Source organism: Saccharomonospora halophila 8, from assembly GCF_000383775.1.
GTDB classification, from domain to species: Bacteria; Actinomycetota; Actinomycetes; order Mycobacteriales; family Pseudonocardiaceae; genus Saccharomonospora; species Saccharomonospora halophila.
Genome location: NZ_KB912483.1, coordinates 56,029 through 60,528 on the forward strand (window position 1 = coordinate 56,029; position 4,500 = coordinate 60,528).

The 4,500-nt window shown below is 72.6% G+C and carries 4 protein-coding genes and 1 pseudogene; 2 read left to right on the forward strand and 3 right to left on the reverse strand.

Annotated features, from left to right (window positions below; genetic code table 11):
* The 3 genes and pseudogenes from SACHA_RS25895 to SACHA_RS0101685 all read right to left on the reverse strand — a co-directional run.
* A pseudogene (locus SACHA_RS25895) lies at window positions 1-556 on the reverse strand (hypothetical protein); the annotation flags it as partial.
* A 319-nt stretch (window positions 557-875) separates the two neighbouring features.
* Window positions 876-2,030 carry a tRNA dihydrouridine synthase DusB gene (dusB, locus tag SACHA_RS0101680; protein WP_019806689.1) on the reverse strand — a complete coding sequence of 385 codons (1,155 nt, stop codon included), beginning with the start codon at window positions 2,028-2,030 and terminating at the stop codon, window positions 876-878.
* A gap of 289 nt (window positions 2,031-2,319) precedes the next feature.
* Window positions 2,320-3,024, reverse strand: a complete 705-nt coding sequence (locus tag SACHA_RS0101685) for a superoxide dismutase family protein (RefSeq protein ID WP_019806692.1) — start codon at window positions 3,022-3,024, stop codon at window positions 2,320-2,322.
* A 169-nt stretch (window positions 3,025-3,193) separates the two neighbouring features.
* On the opposite strand from SACHA_RS0101685, the gene SACHA_RS0101690 reads away from it, so the two are divergent.
* Together SACHA_RS0101690 and SACHA_RS19805 are read left to right on the forward strand one after the other, a co-directional pair.
* The gene (locus tag SACHA_RS0101690) at window positions 3,194-4,099 is read left to right on the forward strand and encodes a DMT family transporter (RefSeq protein WP_019806693.1); all 906 of its coding nucleotides are present in this window, start codon (window positions 3,194-3,196) and stop codon (window positions 4,097-4,099) included.
* On the forward strand, window positions 4,096-4,500 hold a 405-nt coding region (locus tag SACHA_RS19805; protein ID WP_019806695.1), incomplete at its 3' end, for a DUF6328 family protein. The genes SACHA_RS0101690 and SACHA_RS19805, both read left to right, overlap by 4 nt.

A 4,500-nucleotide genomic window follows, 5' to 3' on the forward strand; every position in this document is an offset into this window, starting at 1 on the left:
GACCGGCGGGCGGGCGTCCGGCGGTGGGGGCCTGCGGTCGGATCGCGGGCGTCGCGGGCGTGGATTCCTCGCCGGTGGGAACGAACGATGCCCGGCCACCGGGTTCGGGGTCCTGCGGTGCCCACGGCCGGTGTGCCGCGGGAGCGGAGGTCTCGGGTGCCGGGTACGGCTCTCCGGTTTCCGGTGCCGGTGCGACCGGAGGGGGTGGCTCCGCCGCCTCCTGCGCCGCGGGTTCCGGTTCGGGGAGTGCCGGTTCGGCGGGTTCCGGTTCGGCGCGGGAGTGCCGTGCGCGGGTTGTGGGGGGGCCGGTGGACCGGTCCGGTTCCGGCTCCCGGTCCGCGCGGGCGTGCCGGGAGCCGGAACGCCCGTCCGGGGGACCGTCCGCCGACTGCCGCTCGGCGGCGTGCCGGGCGACGACCTCCGAGACGGTGATCCCGCCGTTCTCGTCGAGGGAACGCCGCCGACGGCGTTGTGACTCCTCCCGGTTGCGCCTGGCCCGGGCCCGCCATTCCTCCGCTTGAGAGGTGACTCCGGGAGTGCCGCGGTCGTCCGACACGCACGCTCCCTTCACACTCGGTTCCCCCATCCGGGGAATCTGATGACGCCAGTTGTTGTGATCGTCGCGAGGACGGCCTTCGTTATCGTACGGATATCCGCCGTCCGGGACGACACCTCGGGCGAAGTTTTTCACCGAGCGTCGCGGTGACGTGGGTCAGGGGGCCACGATGAGGCGAGCGCGGGTAAGCCTCTCAGGTGTTTCCTGGGGTAAGAGGGAAGACACACCGTAAGTTCGTCGCTCTCTGTAATCATCGGCGCGGTTAGTCCCTCGCTCGTGGAGGCCGAGCGAACTTGACATACGTCACTCGGCGGCGGGGTCAGCCGCCGGAGTGCATCACGTCGGCCCCCTCGGGCACACCCGGGTCGTCGGGGTCGTCGAGCCAGCCGTGCGGCAGGGTGACCTTGCCGGGCGAGCCCTGCCTGCCCCGGGGGCCGAGGGCGTCGGTGGGAAACGGCGCGGACCGGTCGAGCTGGGCGATCAGTTCGTCGAGTTCGTCGAGCGAGGACACCATCGAGAACCGGCGGCGCAGCTGCGAGCCGACGGGGAAGCCCATGAAGTACCAGGCCATGTGTTTGCGCAGGTCCCGCATCGCCTTGTCCGGCCCGTCGTGCTCGACGAGCAGTTCGGCGTGTCGGCGCAGCACGCCGGCCACCTGGCCGAGCGACGGCCCGTCGGGCACGGGCCTGCCCGCGAACGCCGCCTCCAGCTCGCCGAACAACCACGGCCGGCCGAGGCAGCCGCGGCCCACGACGATCCCGTCGCAGCCGGTCTCGGCGACCATGCGCAGTGCGTCGTCGGCGGTGAAGATGTCGCCGTTGCCGAGCACCGGCACGGTGGTGACCGCCTCCTTGAGCCGGGCGATGTGCGACCAGTCGGCCTGGCCGGAGTAGCGCTGCGCGGCGGTGCGCGCGTGCAGCGCCACCGACGCCGCCCCCTCGGCCTCGGCGATGCGTCCCGCGTCCACGTAGGTGTGGTGGTCGTCGTCGATGCCGACGCGGAATTTCACCGTGAACGGTACGCCCGCGGGCTCCGCGGCCTCGACGGAGGCGCGGACGATGTCACCGAAGAGCTTGCGCTTGAAGGGCAGCGCCGCACCGCCGCCCTTGCGGGTCACCTTCGCGACCGGGCAGCCGAAGTTGGCGTCGACGTGGTCGGCCAGCCCCTCCCCGACGATGATCTTCACGGCTTCCCGCATGGTGGCGGGGTCGACGCCGTAGAGCTGCATCGAGCGGGGGTACTCACCCTCGTCGAAGGTCATCATGTGCCACGTGCCCGGGTGCCGCTCCACCACGGCACGGGCGGTGATCATCTCGCACACGTAGAGCCCCGCGCCGTACTCCCGGCACAGCCTGCGGAACGCGACGTTCGTGATCCCCGCCATCGGCGCCAGCACGACGGGCGGATCGACCTCGTACGGGCCGATCCGCAGGGTCTGCGCAGGCACGGGCCGCGCCAACTCCTCCACGCTCATCCCCCCGATTGTCCCCGACCCACCCGACCACCCGGGCGCGGGAGGGTGCCGTGAAGGACTCCTTCCCTGCATCGGACGCAGTGAAGGGATCCCTCACGGCACCGTGCGCAGTGAAGGGGGCCTTCGCGGCGAACCGGGGTACGGGGCGGGCTGTCCGGCGGTGACCCCAGTGTGCCGTTCGGTGATGTCCTCCCGATCGCGGTGGCGGGACCCGTTGGTTTGCCGGTTCCGGAGAACGCCGTCGGCCCCGTGCGGAGCTGTCCGGGGCCGCCGGGGGACGTGCGGTGGGTCAGAAGTCGACGTCGAGGCAGGCCAGACGGTCGCCCGCGACGCCCGCCTCGCCCTCGCCGGTCAGGGTGTGGTGTTCGTGGAGGACGACCGAGGACGGCCTGCGCTCGCCGAAGGACCACTCGACGGACGACTCGACCTCGGCGGCGCCGGTGTCGTCGGTGGTGAAGTCGAGCCAGATCTCGTTGTCCGGGTTGGCGTAGGCCGGGTCGGTGGACGGCTGGTCGGGGTCCTGCCGGTGCTGGTAGTGGCCGCCCGCGTCGGCCGGGGCCGGGCCGCAGGGGTCGGTGTGCACGTGGGCGCCGTACCCGCGGTCGGCGCGCAGGTCCTCGACCTTCAGCTTGATCACCGTGCCCGACGAGGAGCCCGCCACCGACACCACCCGGGCCGCGGAACCCACGGGCACGAGGTCCTCCCGGTAGGTGATCGCGGCCGGGTCGTCGGCACCCTCGCCGGGTGCGTCGAACGTGCCGTAGGCGGCCGTCACCGTGATGCCGGTGAACGGCAGTTGCACCGAGTCGGTGCCGCCGGTCAGCGCCGACCCGGCGACGTCGGTGGCGTCGGAGAGCGTGCGCCCGGTGTCCGTGCCATCCGTGTCGTCGTCCCGGGCCGTGGCGGTGCCGGCCCCGCCGAGGGCGAGTGCGGACAGCAGTGCGGTCGTGGTGAGTGTCGTGGTGACTACTGAGGGAGTCGTTCGGTTTCGCATGGTGACTGCTAACCAGAGGTGGCCGGACGTCGCAATCCGTAGTCACCTGTCCGGGTGGTCCCGCGGAGTGGTCCGGTGCCGCGTCCGGCGGGGCCCGCCTCGTAGCCTGGGCGGCGTGACTTCGACGGCGGGAAAGGGTCGCGCCGCGGGCGTCGACCGGACGTGGCTGGTGGCGATCGCGGCGGCGTTGTGGGGCACCGACGGTCTGCTCCGGCAGCCGCTGGCGGAGGATCTCCCCGCGGGGAGCGTGGTGTTCTGGGAGCACCTGATCGTGGCGGCGGTGCTGCTGCCGCTGCTGCCCTCGGCGGTGCGGGCGCTCGCCCGGTGCGGGCCGCGCGAGTGGATCGCCGTCCTGGTGATCGGGGGTGGGGCCTCGGCCGCGGCCACCGCGTTGTTCACCATGGCCTTCCGGACCGGGGACGCGGTGACCCCGCTGGTGCTGCAGAAGATGCAGCCGCTGTTCGCGATGCTCGCCGCGGTCGTGCTCCTCGGGGAACGTCTGCGTTCCGGATACCTCCTGTTCGCCGTGCCCGCACTGGCGGGCGCGTGGATGCTCGCCTTCGCCGACCCGTTCGACGTCCACGTCGCCGCGCTGCACACGGCACTGCTCGCGCTGGGTGCGGCCGCGCTGTGGGCGTCGGGCACCGTGCTGGGGCGGTTCGTGTCCGCCCGGCTGCGGCCCCGGGACGTGACGGTGCTGCGGTTCAGCGTGGGGTTGCCGGTGGCGGCCCTGTTCGTCGCGGGCCGGGACGAACCGTTCGCGGTCGGTTGGGAGAACGCGCCGGGGCTGCTCCTGCTCGCGCTCGTGCCCGGGCTGGTCGCGCTGAGTCTGTACTACGTGGGGATGGCGACCACCCCGGCCGCCAGGGCGACCCTGGCCGAACTGGCCTTCCCGGCCACGGCCGCGGTCATCGGCGTGACCGTGCTCGGCGAGACCCTGTCCCCGACCCAGTGGCTCGGCCTGGCCGTGCTGGTCTGCTCCGTGACGACGCTGGGCTGGCACGAACGGACCCGGAAGGACGAGCCGGTCGTCCTGCCGACGGACCCCGTCCGCCGGGAGCGGGTGTCCCCGTGAGCGAGACGGGGGAGTCCCGCGACGTACAGCTCGCCCGGAACCTGAGCGAGCTGCTCGGGGAACTGCGGGTGGCGCAGGCCGGGGTGCAGATCCTGTTCGGGTTCCTGCTCGCCGTCGTGTTCACCGGGCCGTTCCGGGAGGCCGGGGACTTCGAGAAGGTGCTGCACCTGGTGACGGTGCTGTTCACGGCGGCGTCCACCGCGCTGCTCACCGCCCCCGCCACCTGGCACCGGGTGCTGTTCCGCGAAGGGCGCCGTACCGAGATCCTGCGGGTGGGCAACCGCATGGTCGTGGCGGGGCTGGTGTGCCTGGCCGTGGCGATCACCCTGACGGTCTCGCTGATCGCCAAGGTGGTCTACGGGACGGTCGTGATGATCGTGCTCGCGGTGGTGACCGCCGTG

What these genes read in the sequence shown, in the direction of transcription:
- SACHA_RS0101685 (WP_019806692.1), bottom strand. Translation starts at nt 3,024, where the DNA reads ATGCGAAACCGAACGACTCCCTCAGTAGTCACCACGACACTCACCACG.
- dusB (WP_019806689.1), bottom strand. Translation starts at nt 2,030, where the DNA reads ATGAGCGTGGAGGAGTTGGCGCGGCCCGTGCCTGCGCAGACCCTGCGG.